This is a genomic window from Acinetobacter sp. yr461 (assembly GCF_900110445.1).
GTDB lineage: Bacteria > Pseudomonadota > Gammaproteobacteria > Pseudomonadales > Moraxellaceae > Acinetobacter > Acinetobacter calcoaceticus.
In genome coordinates, this window is sequence record NZ_FODU01000002.1 from 161,097 (window position 1) to 173,675 (window position 12,579).

11 protein-coding genes are annotated in these 12,579 nt (G+C 35.0%); 3 read left to right on the forward strand and 8 right to left on the reverse strand.

Annotated features, from left to right (window positions below; translation table 11 throughout):
• Window positions 1-114: 114 nt before the first annotated feature.
• From BMW38_RS05240 to BMW38_RS05260, 5 genes are all read right to left on the reverse strand, one after another.
• A complete protein-coding gene (locus BMW38_RS05240) occupies window positions 115-1,518 on the reverse strand; it encodes an amidase (RefSeq protein WP_092706368.1) in 1,404 nt (467 codons plus the stop codon).
• A 57-nt stretch (window positions 1,519-1,575) separates the two neighbouring features.
• The gene (locus BMW38_RS05245) at window positions 1,576-2,703 is read right to left on the reverse strand and encodes an alpha-hydroxy-acid oxidizing protein (RefSeq protein ID WP_092706370.1); all 1,128 of its coding nucleotides are present in this window, start codon (window positions 2,701-2,703) and stop codon (window positions 1,576-1,578) included.
• A gap of 38 nt (window positions 2,704-2,741) precedes the next feature.
• The gene (gene dld, locus BMW38_RS05250; RefSeq protein ID WP_092706372.1) at window positions 2,742-4,433 is read right to left on the reverse strand and encodes a D-lactate dehydrogenase; all 1,692 of its coding nucleotides are present in this window, start codon (window positions 4,431-4,433) and stop codon (window positions 2,742-2,744) included.
• Window positions 4,434-4,475: 42 nt separating this feature from the next.
• Window positions 4,476-6,056 (reverse strand): benzoylformate decarboxylase, encoded by a 1,581-nt coding sequence (gene mdlC / locus BMW38_RS05255; RefSeq protein WP_092706374.1) that lies wholly within the window; start codon window positions 6,054-6,056, stop codon window positions 4,476-4,478.
• 259 nt (window positions 6,057-6,315) lie between these two features.
• The gene (locus tag BMW38_RS05260) at window positions 6,316-7,200 is read right to left on the reverse strand and encodes a LysR family transcriptional regulator (protein WP_092706376.1); all 885 of its coding nucleotides are present in this window, start codon (window positions 7,198-7,200) and stop codon (window positions 6,316-6,318) included.
• 667 nt (window positions 7,201-7,867) lie between these two features.
• Here BMW38_RS05260 and BMW38_RS05265 point away from each other — a divergent pair.
• From BMW38_RS05265 to yddG, 3 genes are all read left to right on the forward strand, one after another.
• The gene (locus BMW38_RS05265) at window positions 7,868-8,074 is read left to right on the forward strand and encodes a type II toxin-antitoxin system Phd/YefM family antitoxin (RefSeq protein WP_092706378.1); all 207 of its coding nucleotides are present in this window, start codon (window positions 7,868-7,870) and stop codon (window positions 8,072-8,074) included.
• A 42-nt stretch (window positions 8,075-8,116) separates the two neighbouring features.
• Entirely contained in the window at window positions 8,117-9,031 is a 915-nt protein-coding gene (locus BMW38_RS05270) for a DMT family transporter (RefSeq protein WP_213031100.1), read from the forward strand.
• Window positions 9,032-9,190: 159 nt separating this feature from the next.
• Window positions 9,191-10,099, forward strand: coding sequence for an aromatic amino acid DMT transporter YddG (yddG, locus tag BMW38_RS05275; RefSeq protein WP_092706382.1), 909 nt, complete (start codon window positions 9,191-9,193; stop codon window positions 10,097-10,099).
• Window positions 10,100-10,146: 47 nt separating this feature from the next.
• On the opposite strand, the gene BMW38_RS05280 is transcribed toward yddG, so the two are convergent.
• The 3 genes from BMW38_RS05280 to BMW38_RS05290 form a co-directional block, all read right to left on the reverse strand.
• Window positions 10,147-10,761 carry a MarC family protein gene (locus tag BMW38_RS05280; protein ID WP_092706384.1) on the reverse strand — a complete coding sequence of 205 codons (615 nt, stop codon included), beginning with the start codon at window positions 10,759-10,761 and terminating at the stop codon, window positions 10,147-10,149.
• Between the two features lie 76 nt (window positions 10,762-10,837).
• Window positions 10,838-12,010 (reverse strand): hypothetical protein, encoded by a 1,173-nt coding sequence (locus BMW38_RS05285; RefSeq protein ID WP_092706386.1) that lies wholly within the window; start codon window positions 12,008-12,010, stop codon window positions 10,838-10,840.
• 205 nt (window positions 12,011-12,215) lie between these two features.
• The gene (locus BMW38_RS05290; RefSeq protein WP_092706388.1) at window positions 12,216-12,569 is read right to left on the reverse strand and encodes an ethanolamine utilization protein EutQ; all 354 of its coding nucleotides are present in this window, start codon (window positions 12,567-12,569) and stop codon (window positions 12,216-12,218) included.
• Window positions 12,570-12,579: the final 10 nt, after the last annotated feature.

Sequence of the window (12,579 nt, forward strand, 5' to 3'; positions counted from 1 at the left end):
CATAAAAAACCAGCTTTTCAGCTGGTTTTTTATGCTATGAAAATAATAGGTGAAATTTATATTCAAGGAATTTTTATATTTAAATATAACCACTTCCCCTAACGATGCTGAATATTATAGATTAGAAACTGGTGGTTGGACTTTATGCCAATTTGTTGCTTTTTGGAAATCACCCCCAGCGCGGACTAATAATCCCTCTTGAAAATAAGAAGCCACAAATTGAAAACCTATAGGAGTACCCTCTTTAGTAAAACCACCAGGAAGTGTAAGAGTGGGATGACCTGTTAAATTAAAAGCACTTGTAAAACGAACTGTACCTTCGAATAGCTCCTTGTCTTCACTAAACTTTTCAGATAAATCAGTTGGTGAAGCTGAATAAGCTGAAACAGGCATAATTAATAGATCTACTTCATTAAAAACAGAAGATATATTGTGTTTCAATACATGTCTAAATTGAATTAATTTAAAATATTCGGTTGCTAGAATAGCTTGTCCCATTTCTATAAATTTAGAAAAACTAGGACCATAATTATTTTTAAATTTTTTATAATTTTTTTCATGAACTACAGCAGTTTCTACAGCACATAAAGGAGCCCAATTAGCTGCAGCTAGTTTAGTATCAGGCATATCGATCTCTACAATTTCTGCACCTAACAATTTAATTGTTTCAATTACATGCTGCATTACTAATTTAGTGTCAAGATCAATCTTATTAAATATAAAATCATAATCAACACCAATTTTTAAGCCTTTTATCCCATCACCCATTTCTTGCAGATAATTAGGAACTAGCTTATTAGAAGTAGTTTGATCATTTAAGTCACAGCCAGCTATCACTTGCAACAATACAGCAGCATCCTCTACACTTCTGGCCATTGGTCCAATATGATCAAGTGAACCAGAAAACTCAGAAACACCTGAGCGACTAACACGCCCCCATGTAGGTTTAATTCCTGTCAAATTGTTAGCGGCACAAGGGAAACGTATCGAACCACCAGTATCTGTACCAAGAGAACCAAAACACAATCCTGATGCTAAAGCGACAGCAGATCCGTTAGAAGATGAACCTGCCCATAAATTACGCCCCCATGGATTTAAAGGAACGGGAATATCAGGATGAGGGTCTGAAAAAGCTGCTTCAGTTAATTTTAATTTACCTAGAATTATCGCACCTGCATCTAGCAATTTATTTACGACAGTCGCATTACATCTCGGTATATAAGGGTCAATCGTCATCCCATTAGTTGTTGGAATACTTGCCATATCAAAAAGATCTTTCAAAGCAATTGGTACACCATGTATAGGACTGCGGATATTACCTTGAGCAATTTCTATATCTGCTTGTCGTGCAGCTTCTAATGCTTGCTGTTTTAATACAGTTACATAACTAAGTAATTTAATATCTAGATTTTCTATTCGTTCAAGTAAGCATGAAGTCACGTCAACAGAAGAGACTTCTTGCTGTTGAATTTTCCCAGCAATATCTAGCAAGCTCATGTAAAAGATATCTTGTTCCATACTTTCTTATCCTTAAAATGATGGAAATGAATTCAAAATTTATGTTTTTAAATTAATTTAGCTACCAGTAATAAATTGTGTATCTAACTGCTTAGCGGACGGGCATCCTATTTGCGCTAAAGTACGATCCACATCTTGTTTTAATAACTGTATAACATCATCCACACCTCTCTCTCCCTTTGCCGCCAACCCATATAAGGTTGCACGACCCAAACAAACCATACTGGCGCCTAAACATAAAGCTTTTACAATATCGGAACCACGCCTAAAACCACTATCTATTAATACTGGTCGATCAATAGAATTAGAAACATCGTATAGCGTTTCCATTGGTGAAATACTGCAGTCTAGTTGGCGTCCACCATGATTTGAAAGAATCACTCCATCCGCACCGCAGTTAATAGCACTTTGAGCATCGTCAGTACGCACTATCCCCTTAACTAATAATGTGTGAGGCCATAATTCACGGATTCTTTTTAAACTGTCGAGATTAAAACGAGTATCCATCTGCCTACTCATCAATGCAGCCTGTACTTCCAAACTATGATTTTCTGAAGTAATGAAATTAGCTAATTGGGGCATACCAGCTCTAATGAACTGCAATGCCCAAGCTGGATGGATCATCCCGTCAATAACTAAACTAGGTGAAAAACGTAAAGGAAGACCAAATTCATTTCTTATATCTCGTTCTCTATAACCATTCACCCCCACATCTAACGTAATGATTAATGTGGTATAACCTGCTTTAAATGCTCTTCGCACCATTTGTACAGCAAGTTCCTCATGTACAACATATAGTTGAAACCATTTTTCACCATCACAGGATTGGGCCACTTCTTCAATTGACATATTCGAGGCTGTAGATAAGATAAAAGGAATATTTGCTTTAGCAGCACTGCTTGCCAGTAAAAAATCCCCTTTGGGCCAAAAGGAGCTATTCAAACCTGTAGGCGCAATTGCAAAAGGAGCATCCCATTTTTTATTAAATAAATTACAAGAAATATCCCGATGGCTAATATCTATAAACCGTTTTGGCCTAAATCGCCATTTATCAAATACGGACCTGTTGTGTTTTAGACCTTTTTCATCTTCGGCTCCTCCATCAAGATAATCAAAAATGATACTTGGCAATCTAGCTTTGGCCTGTTGTCGATAATCTTCTACATTAATCGGTTTACGAGACAAACTAACCTCCTTTATTTATTGAGACGAATATTGGAGCTTCAGTGCCAATGCTTACATTTACTTGTTTTTCCTATCCCAGGATTGAAGGTATTAGTCGGATCTAATTGTCTTAAATGCTCTTGATAAACTGGAGATGCTTGATAGAGATGACCTACATTATGTTCTGCTGGGTATTTTGCACCCCGTTCTTCAAGATACGCGAGTACCTCATCCTTAAACTGATGTGCATCTACACCTTCTTTTAATAAATAATCTTGATGTGATACAAAACAAAAAAAGTGACCACAACAGCTTTCCATTATTACTTGTTCTTTTAAATTCTCAGGTAAATTAATTAACCATTGCTGGTCATTTCGACGAAATGCAACATCAAATGAAACTAATCGTTCATTTGGATCAATACTTTTACTTTCACAATAATAAATAATGCATCCACCTACAGCAAAACGTATAAGGAATGCATTTTTCTCTTCTTGTTTATTACATTGAAAAAAATGTTCTCTCTTACCCGAGAAGAATTTAACTAATAAATTTTGCAACTCATCATTTTGTTGCATATCTATTTTAATCATTAGAAGATGTTGGAATTTCTGATGAAAATCTTGTAATCGTGGTTCAACCCATGAAGGGGCTAGAAGGTTAAAAAGTTGTATAAAACGATCAACTGTATTATTTGGTAAAATTGGTATACGTTTAAAAAAATTATCTATTTTTGATTTAAATGCAAATAAATTAGGGATTTTTTCAGCGCCCAAGATATCAATAGCTTTATACATATGTTTAGCATAGCGTTGGGTCAGCTTAAAAGCATTTTTATGAATGTACTCTGCTTGGCTTGGGAGTTCAGACAAATGCTCTAGTAAATACTTACGCAAATGAATTAGTTGTGATTCATCATTACTACCAATGATATAAGTAGTTGGTTCTTTTGCTGCCTCAAAAGTTGGCAAACGAACAGCAAATACAGCCAATTTTCCTGAGCAACCTGCACTTTCATGTAAATATTCAGGATTGCCATTGTACCTAGTTGGTGTGGAGGATGTGGTATCTCGTAGATTTTCTATATAATTCTCAGCCCAAATACGCCCCTCCCATGCTTTATCTTGACCTGTTAAATAATTTTTATTTTCTAGATTTTGAAAAATCTCTTCGGGAGTACTACCTAAAGCAATTCCTAAATGGTTTACTAACTGCAATGCGCCATTTTCATCAATTTGGGCAAATAAAGATTTTTCTGTATATGCTGGTCCCCTATGAATTAATGAACCACCTGAATTATTACAAATTCCCCCAATAACTGATGCACCTATACAAGAAGAGCCAATAACCGAATGAGGTTCACGACCATAAGGTTTTAGTGCATTTTCCAGCTCTGTTAATGTTGTACCAGGAAATGCTATTACTTGACTTTCTTCTTGAAGAAGTTGAAAACCTTTTAATTTTTTAGTACTTATAACCAAAACATCTCGATCATAATTATTAGAGTCAGGAGTCGACCCACCTGTAACTCCGGTATTAGATGCTTGAAGGATCATAATTACATCATGCTTGACACATAACTCTAGTATTTTCCACAACTCTAATAAAGTATCAGGAATTACCACTGCAATTGCTTCCCCTTTACCTATTCTAAAACCCTTTAAATAAGGTGCTTTAGAAGCTTCTGTAAACAAAGTTTGATGTGCTTTCAATAGATATTGAAGATCTTCAATAATTGGACTTTTTAACATTATGGTACTCCTTACATACTAGTTCATCTAAACTTTGCCGATCTATTTACAGTCAGCTGTCAAAACCTCAATTAAAGTTGGTTTATCTGAACTCAAGGCCTGATTAAATTTACTAATAAATTCATCATCCTTATTTACGCTAAAAGCCTCTACACCATAACCTTTTGCAATTTGGGTAAAATCAATATCAGGAACATCCATTCCTGGTACATTGTCTGCTTTTAAAACACCTGCGAACCAACGTAATGCGCCATAAGTACCATTTTTCAAAATTATGAAAATTACAGGAATTTGATAATGAGCTGCAGTCCATAATGCAGTAATACTGTAGTTAGCAGATCCATCACCAATGATTGCAACAACTCTGCGTTCACTATGCGCTAACTGGATTCCTACTGCTGCAGGCATCCCAAATCCTAATCCACCAGCAGCAGCAAAAAAGTAACTGCCCTGCCCAGTTAAGCTTAATCGCTCCCAAAGAATGTTCGTAGTAGAAGTAGATTCATTAGTAAATATTGTATTCTCAGGAGCAAGACTATTAATTAAGTCAAATAACCGTTCAGGTTTAATATAACCTTCACTTGGTGAAGCTGGTTCAACTCCTTTACGAGCAGTAACAGCAGCATCTTTTGGTAGAACTAAATCACTAAGCTTTGACAAACAATCTTCTAAGTCACAAATATAACTTGTCCCTATTGCAGCCCTTGCAGCTTCTTGAATGTCACATGTAAATGCTAGTAATTCGGTATCTTCTCCTATATATTTTCCAGGCTCATATTGATGATAACGAAAAACTGGAGCACCGAAGACCAAGACCAAATCATAATTTTCAAAAATTGTTGAAATGCCTACAATACTTGCTGGCAATATACCTTGAAAATATGGGTGTGTAGTTGGGAAAGGACATCGAGGGGATGACGGAGCAATCCATACCGGTACTCTTAAAGACTCTACAAACTTAATCGCACTTTCATTTGCATATTGCCGGTCTACATCTGTACCAAAAACTACAGCAACATGCTTAGCATTATTAATTTTATCGACTACAAAATTTAAATCTTTACTTGATAGACATTGTGAGCTAATTACATTCTTAGTTAATAAATGTTTATTTTGCTCATCAATTTCTACATCCCAATCATTATATGGAATTGAAACATAAACCGGTCCAGCAGCTTCAGCCTTTGAAATATTTATTGCTCGACTGATTGCATGTGGTACTTCATTTGCACTTGCTGGCTCATGACTCCATTTAACCAGAGGCTTTGGTAGCTGAGTTGCATCAATATTCGTTAGTAATGCTTCGACTCCCATCATGGCGCGAGTTTGCTGACCAGATGTAATAACTAAAGGAGTGTGAGAATTCCAAGCATTACTTAATGCGCCCATGGCATTTCCTGTACCTGCAGCAGAATGTAAATTTACAAATGCTGGTTGTCCTGTAGCTTGAGCATACCCATCCGCAATTCCAACTACAGTACCCTCATGCAAACCTAATATATATTGAAAGTCTGAGGGAAAGTTTTTTAAGAAAGGAAGCTCATTAGAACCTGGATTTCCAAATACTGTCGTAATTTTATTTTTTCTTAAAATTTCATAAGTATATTGATGAACCGTCTTCACAATAGTTCCTTGATTGTGGTTTTAAATACAAATCATAGGACTCTGGGAAATATAGATCAAATTAATAATAAATATTATTCATTATAGTTTTTATCTATATAATTTATTGTCGATAATGCTGCTTCTTCAGAGTTTATACAAACCACAGCATCTAAAACTAGGTGGTGAATAACTTTCCACTTATTATACAATTACTTTTACAATCAACAATTTAATTAAAAAATTTTACTCAAAAAGATCAATTTCAATTGCTATAAAATTATGAAAGAGTATCTTGTAAAAAATTAATAAACCATTTTTGAGCGGTTATATCGCCAGCTTTCTTATACCAATGTAATGTTACATCGAATTCAGGTAACTCAAATGGTAGATCATATATTTTTATATTTTTATTCGACTCAAAATACACACCTATCCTAGAAGGGACAGTAACGATTAAATTATGTTTTTCAATTAGCTCATTTAAAATACTAAATTGTGGAACTCTTAACTTAATTTTTCGACGCAATCCCTTTTGATTTAGATAGTTCTCAACTAAATTATGTCCCGTTGAAGCAGAAACTACAGCATGATTTTCTTTAAGAAAAGTATCTAAAGTTAATTGATTATTATAAAGTTTTATATTATTACTCACTAGGCAAACATACTTTTCTTGAAATAGTTTCAAAGTATTTAAATTTCTGTCATCTAAATTTTTATTACATATCGCAGCATCAATTTTCCCAGTGATAAGCCAGTCAGTTAACTTATTCATCTCTACAGTAACTACTTCCAAGGAAATGTTAGGAGCTATTTTTTCTAAATTTTCATAAATTTTTGGTAAAAAATACATACCACCTATATCTGTTAAAGCAATTTTAAAGCAACGTTCGCTATTGGCCACATCAAAGTTAGTTACTTCACTAATTGTATTCTCAATATCAATTAAAGGCTGATTTAATGATTCATATAATTGTATCGAATATGCGGTAGGGATCATCCCTTCTTTAGTTCTTGTAAATAGCTGATCTTTAAATATATATCTTAATCTAGATAAATTATGGCTAACCGAAGGTTGCGTTATGTTAAGCCTTTCAGCTGCAACACTGACACTCCGAGTATCATAGATAGTAATAAATACTTTAACTAAATTTAGATCTATCATATAAACAACAGTAATAATAAGTAGGAGGAAATAGGTTTCGAATAAATAGTATAAGAAACCTTGTGGCTAATGAAATCCTTTTTATTACTTATTGAGAACTCCTTTAAATATTAATGACCCACTATTTGAACATAAATTTGGTTTTAAAGATTATGCTAATCAAGCTAAGCTCATGAGCTTTACCTATTTCCCCCTTATCTATGATGGCTTTGAGCTAATTCTCTACTTAGTCTTGTAAAACAAAATCCCCTCTCCTATTCTAAACTTTTGTTTGACGTAGTTTGACAAACTCAAGGTTTCAAAATTCACTCAAAGCCTTTCTATATATAGTTTGCAGGGAAATTAAGGATAAATGTCGTCCAACAAAATTAGTTTTTGTTTTACCTAGTTTTACGAGATGGATAATTAAAAAAAGCTAAAACCCTTATGGCGCATAGCGTACAGTGTATTTTTCATAAAACGCCGTAAAGCAAAATTTACTTAGACATGCTTAGATAGTAATAATTACACCCTGTTCTTATAAATAATCTTAGATCCATATTTAGTGATACTTCACAAAATTACATCTACCCATGATAAAAAATCATTCGTTCTTGAAAATAAATCCGTTGAAGTGAGTCGTACATTTCACCTATCTTGATGCTGAATTATTCAGGGAGAACTACAAATGAATCAGTGGAATTATTCAAATGCCAGAGCACAACTTACCATGATTATGGATCAAGCTGTCGCTGGGCACCCCGTAGAAATTACTCGCAGAGGTCGGGAATCTGCGGTTGTTATTAGTAAAGCATCATATGAAGCTTATAAGAAAGCTGTCTACGATGTTGCTTACTACAAAATTTCAGCATCACAAGAAAATTCAGAAGTTTAAATTCTCTCCAAAAATACTATTTAATTAATGCAGCAAGGTTCCATGAAGCTCAATTTTTCTTTAATTCAACTTGGTTCCTTGTTTGCATTTATCTCTGCATTTTTATTTAGCAGCAAAGCCATTTTTATTAAACAAGCTTATGCTCTTAGCCCATCATTAGATGCCATTACTCTAATGGCTATCCGTATGGGAATTGCTCTACCCTTCTTTTTAGTGATCTGTTGGTTTTGTCGCCATCAAAATCGCAATATCAAGCTAAAAGATATTCTATATTTACTTTCTGTTGGCTTATTAGGCTACTACATTTCTAGCTGGCTCGACTTCTATGGACTCATGTTTATTACGGCGTCACTAGAACGAATTATTTTATTCTTATATCCGACCATGACTGTTTTAGCATCGAGTTTTATCCTCAAGCAAAAACTAAGTTCAAAAACGATATTTGCACTGATCTTAAGCTATGGTGGAACAGTCATTGTTATGCTTCAAGAGCAGAAAATGCTTTCGGATCAATACAATTTCTGGTTTGGAGCAAGCTTAGTGTTTGCAAGTGCTGTTGCTTTTGCTTGCTACCTCTTGCTTACCCCACCGTTAATTAAAAAATTTGGTTCGTGGAATTTAACGGGACTATCTTTATCAGCAGCTTGTATAGGTACTCTTATACATTTTATAGTTGTAACTAGTCATCCTATACAGCTACTTACGACCTTACCCATGCAAGTCATTTGGTACGGAATCTGTTTAGGTTTACTCGTTACTGTTCTACCCACGCTCTTATTGATATTGAGTATAGAGTACGTAGGAGCAACACAGTCCGCTATTATTTCATCCATTAGCCCCATTGTTACTATTCTTTTTTCAGTCTTCCTTTTAGGCGAGCATTTAAATACAATTCAGTGGCTAGGTTGTTTTCTTAATATTTTTGGTGTGATGCTTATTACACTTAAAAGAAGATAAAACTAATAGTTAAATTATAAAAAATATATTTTAAATATTTTTATTATCTATTTTTAATGATGATAAAAAGTCATTAACTCATGATTATTTATCGTACTCAAATAACTATTAAAGTGCCCAGTTAAAAATTATGATTAATTTTTTAATCGGGTCTATCGTATGAGCCGTCAAGCCTCAACCTTAATCGGTGTTTCAGCTTTATTACTTTGGTCCACTTTAGTTGGCTTACTCAGGCTTTCTACAGAAAGTTTTGGTCCTATCTATACAGTGACTTACGTATACACCATCAGTGCTATTATTTTATTCTTAACATATGGCCTACCCGATTTAAAAAAGGTTTCAAAGAAGTTTCTTATTCTATCTAGCTTGCTTTTCGTTGTTTTTGAATTGTGTTTCGCCTTTTCAATTACTCTAGCAAATTCATCAGAAAAATCGATTGAGATGAATATTATTTTTAATATGTGGCCAACTCTCATTATTATTATGTTGGCAGTATTAAAAGAAGAAAAAGTAAATTTAATGACAATATTAGGAGTGATCGTAAGTTTTACAGGCATAGTTATAATTAACTATCATCCAAACCTAAACTTTATTGATAATTTTTTAAAAAACCCGATTAGTTACCTACTCATTTTTTTAGCATCTATTCTTTGGGCGGTCTATTGTATCTACACCAAAAAGCAAAGTAATGGAACTAATGCTGTTTCGCTTTATTTTATCTTAACAGCTATAGCCTTATGGATACTTACTCTCTCTACTCAGGGTTTCCATCTCCCGCATACGCATGGAATTAACGGCTACCTGTTTGTCTTTATCAATGCTGTTTTTTTCTCTATGGGCTATCTAGCGTGGAATATAGGTATTATCAAAGGCAATATGCCCGTTTTGATTATGCTTTCTTATTTTTCTCCAATTTTCTCATCGGCGTTTTCAGCATTTGTTTTGAATTCCGATTTAACAATCAATTTTTGGTATGGCGCATTAACGGTTACTTTCGGGTCATTGATCTGCTGGTACTCAATTCGAAAAAACCATGTTCAACATAACCAAGCGAAATTAGCTTCTTAATTTTTTGGTCACAGCCATCTTATTGTGGCTGTGACTTTTTACTTTTATCAAACTTTATCAATCAAACGTGTAACACCATTCACAATCATATCGACTGCGATTGTTCCAATTAATAAAGCGGCTAAACGCCCTACAATATCAAAATAACGATCAATGTATTTGGCATGGCTATAGCGTAAGTGATCATGAGAAAATTTCATTGCTATCAAAACACTACAACTAAGAATTAGTACTAAGGCGATCACTATAGCGGCCTCTAAAAGAGACATACTCATACCTGTCACTACAGCTGCACTAATTGTTCCTGGTCCAATCATAAATGGCATAGCGACCGTCCCAGCCAAATGTTCAGGCGCTCCTCGCATTTCACCAATGGTATCGGCACCCTGAAAAACATATCGATATCCAATTACCAGAAAAATCAGGCCACCAAAAATTAGAAATGATTCAAACCTTACATTTAAATACCGATTAAAAATTGCTTCTCCACCCCATGCAAATAAGAGAAAAACTACATATGCAATAAGACCACCTTGAATCAAAGCCTTATTAAATACTTTAGTCTCTGTATGTCGAATTAGTCCGATCATATAGATACTCATGAGGAAGGGATTAAGTAGCGAGAAAAATAAAATGAATGTACTAATAAATGGTGATGACATTTTTATTATTCCTAAACGACTTCAGGAAGCTTTTAAACTTCCTGAAAATTGATAAATGAAAAAACCATGCAAACTTTTAGAAGCTATAAATCAACATGAGATTTAAGAGTTTGTTCCACTTGCCATCATCGCCTGCTGCAAGCGAGCTGCCGGTTCCACCAACAAATGGGTCGTTTTTACTCATCAAATATTCCGTATAGAGCGAAATATTTTTGTAGTCCCATGCCACACCCACAATGTTGCGCTGAGAGTCATCAAAGCCTTGTTCTTTTTTATTGAAACCACTGAGCACTACATAAGGCGTGACGTTGAGTGAGTCTCGTACATTCTTAAAGGTATAACTCGTGTCTACTGTGTAGAAATAGCCTTTATTGGCTATGTCGTATTCACCATCAAACGAACCAAAAGTAGAACTTTCTGGGCTTAACCCATCTTTATTGCTAATCGACTGTCTGCCACCTGTAAGTACCACATTCAGATTTTTATAGTTAATGCGGTTAAATAGAGCCCATGTATTTCTCGTACCATCAGCAGAAGTTTTTTTATTCTCAATGTCTGAATACCAATAACTTCCACCTACTGATACCTTGAGATCATCTGTACTTAAAAACTTAAGCTCTTGATCTACACGTGCCATCCACATATTTTTTTCATTTAGGTTGGTTTTGAGTGGATCAGATGAGGTGACAACATTAGCCGTATAACGAGCTGAATCTTTGCTGGTCCCGTGATAGTTACCGCCATCAGTTGCGAAATAAGCCAAATCCACTTTAGTCGCAGACGGTAATTCAACGTGATAGTTTGCCCCTAAATTAGAAGCATCCTGTAACCCCATAGTGTTGTTAATACCAGCATAAAAGCTGCTATCCCAAAAACGACCTGGACCAAAAGGAATGGGTTGCACACCTACAGTAATATGATCAGTTGTATTTAAATGGTAGCCTACATAGCCATAAACCAGAGTAGAGAAATCACAGAATTTATCGTATTGATAACAACGATATTCGACTTTTCCAAACCAGTCGGGTGACTCATAACCTAGTCTTAAAATAGCTGCATCAAATTTTATTTTCTGGTCTGATGCAGACTCACCATAATCTTTATCTTGATAATTCCCACGTAAAGCACCTGAAATTGTTAAAGCACCCGTATCACTTTTAGGATCTCCAAAAGTTACTCCAGCAAAAGCAGGTAATGCCATTCCAACTGAAATTAACCCAAATCCAAGTGTTAAATAGACCTTGCTCATTTACAAATCCTTGTTTAAATGAATATTTGCAGAAAACCTTTCCTATCCTCTGCTTATTTTTTTCAGACAACACTTCCCTGTTCAGGAGAAGCTCCTGAAATTTAAAATTTTCGTTAATTCGCCTTAGCCCTCATTCAGGGCTAGGTACTCATAAGAATAAAGCGACCCACATCATTCTTTTCCTGAACAATATGGATCGCTTTTGTTATGCAATTCCGTGCAATTCTTTCCAGTTACCCGGATGTACTACATAACCAAATACCGCATGCCCGCCATAAATGAGTTCGGTTCCTTCAGGAATCCATAACATTTGTCCCGGACGAACTTCATATTTATGACCATTAGCAGTAAGTTCAAAACAGCCTTCAATTACAAAAATGACTTCGTCATAAAGTAATTTCCAGCTAACTTCCGCGCCTTCCCAACGTGCAAAACCAATACCCATGTTTGGGGAAATGTCAGCTCCTAATGCTCTTGCCACATAAGCTGTACCGTCTGGTGTTTCGCCACGTAAATTAAAATCAAGTTGAGCACTATCAACTAACTTTACTTCTTTCATTTATTTCTCC